This is a genomic window from Arthrobacter sp. Hiyo1, from assembly GCF_001263615.2.
GTDB lineage: Bacteria > Actinomycetota > Actinomycetes > Actinomycetales > Micrococcaceae > Arthrobacter.
The window spans coordinates 604741-606346 of the sequence record NZ_DF952468.1 but is presented as its reverse complement, the minus strand read 5'-3'; the positions used below and the strand labels follow the sequence as shown (position 1 = coordinate 606346).

Below are 1606 nucleotides of genomic sequence, written 5' to 3'. Positions count from 1 at the left end.
GCGGCAACAGCGGAGTCGACTCCGCCGCTCATGGCTGCAAGAACTCGCATGCTGGCTTTCTGTTGATGGTGGGGGAAGAATTGCGGCTGAAGTGAGTAAGCGCGCCCAACTATTCTAGCGCCCGCGGGAATCCGCCCCAAAAATGCCTTGACCAGCATCCCGGACGATTCTAAAGTCAAAACTAACAGTTTTAGATCGCGGCTGCGCGCGCGTTGACGCACACGCAGACCGCGCATGCGAACCGCCAACGCCCCGCGAATCGAGTCACCATGGACACCGAACACATCCTGATTGCAGGCGGCGGACTGGCCGGCGCCACGGCTGCCAAGACACTGCGCTCCGAAGGATTCCAGGGCCGCATCACCGTGGTCTGCGCCGAGAATGAACAGCCCTACTTGCGCCCTCCACTCTCGAAGGAGTTCCTCCTGGGCAAGGCCGGCGAGGATACCGTCCCGGTGCTGGCGGCCGGCTGGTACGGGGAGAACGACGTCGAACTCCTCCTTGGCGAGGCGGTCGCGGCTGCCGATCCTGCCGCCCACACGGTGCATCTGCGATCAGGAACCGGGCTTCCGTTCAGCAAGCTCCTGATCGCCACGGGGGCGCAGCCGCGCCGGATTCCGCTCCCCGGTTCGGATCTTGCCGGTGTCATGACGTTCCGCACCTTCAATGATTCCCGCAGGCTCAAGGAAGAACTGTCCGGAGGAGGCCGGAATGTGGTGATGATCGGCTCGGGTTGGATCGGCATGGAGCTTGCCGCGGCCGCGAGCAGCTACGGAAACGCCGTGACCTTGCTGGGACTGGAAGACGTCCCGCTCGGCGTCGCCATCGGACCCGAACTGGGAGGCTTCTTCCGCAGCCTGCACGAAAAGCACGGCGTGCAGTTCCGGCTCCCCGCGAGCGCCGCGGAAATCACCGGCGTCGGGGGCAAGGCGAGCGCCGTTGTCACGAACTCCGGCGAGGTCCTCCCTGCCGACCTCGTGGTGATGGCGGTCGGGGTCGTTCCGGATACGGCCCTGGCCGAAGCAGCCGGCTTGGAGATCCGCAACGGAATCGTGGTGGATGCTTCGCTCCGGACCAGCAGTCCGGACGTGTTCGCAGCCGGAGACGTTGCCAATGCATTGCATCCCTTCACGGGCGAGCACCACCGCAGCGAGCACTGGTCCAACGCCCTCAACGGCGGCAAGGTCGCCGCCAAAGCGATGCTGGGACAGGACGCGATGCTGGACGTGGTCCCGTATTTCTATACGGACCAGTTCGACGTCTCGATGGAGTACTGGGGATATCCCACGCTCACGGCAGGTTCCGTGCCCGTCATCCGCGGCGCGTTGGAGGAAAACACCTTCCTCGCGTTCTGGCTACGGGATGGCGCCGTCGTGGCGGGCATGAGCGTCAACCAGCAACGGGTACAAAAGCCCGTCAAGGCACTCATTTCAGGGCGCATCCCGGTGGATGTGGACCGCCTGGCTGATCCTGCCGTTCCGCTGGATCAGTTGTTGCCGGCGAGCTGATGGCCGGCCGGACCGCCGGAGGAGCCGCTACCGTGGCCGCGGGCCGCTGTGCCTGCGGTCTGGATGCTGGACTCGTGGCCGGCCATTCCGGCGAGCTT

1 protein-coding gene is annotated in these 1606 nt (G+C 65.1%); it reads left to right on the top strand.

Features of this window, described 5'->3' with window-relative positions; all coding sequences use genetic code 11:
- Positions 1-269: 269 nt before the first annotated feature.
- Positions 270-1508 (top strand): NAD(P)/FAD-dependent oxidoreductase, encoded by a 1239-nt coding sequence (locus tag AHiyo1_RS02715; protein WP_059387531.1) that lies wholly within the window; start codon positions 270-272, stop codon positions 1506-1508.
- Positions 1509-1606: the final 98 nt, after the last annotated feature.